Here is a 235-nt window from a genome sequence, read left to right as displayed (position 1 = left end):
TGGGCGTCCGCGAAGCACGCCGGCTGAGCATGTATGGCTGTTGCGCTCAAACATCTGTCGTCACATGACAACCATTACCCTCATGCGAAAATCCGCCCGGCTTTTGGCTCGCCAACGACTACAGCGTCGGCGGATCGTTCGGATCGGAAAAAAATTGCTCGTGAGTGTTCCGGACGCAAACGTTTGCCGCGAAACCGGCTGCGCGACGCGGCCGATTCCATCCGGTACCACCGAA

Annotated in this window: 1 protein-coding gene; it reads left to right on the top strand. The window is 58.7% G+C overall.

Features of this window, described 5'->3' with window-relative positions; all coding sequences use genetic code 11:
- Window positions 1-33 precede the first annotated feature (33 nt).
- A partial coding sequence (locus SB771_RS37130; protein ID WP_410722301.1) for a hypothetical protein occupies window positions 34-235 on the top strand: 202 nt, incomplete at its 3' end.

Origin of the sequence: Burkholderia sp. SIMBA_051 (assembly GCF_046534915.1) — a bacterium.
GTDB lineage: Bacteria > Pseudomonadota > Gammaproteobacteria > Burkholderiales > Burkholderiaceae > Burkholderia > Burkholderia ambifaria.
Note: the sequence above shows the minus strand (reverse complement) of the source record. Positions and strands in the feature narration are given on the sequence as shown.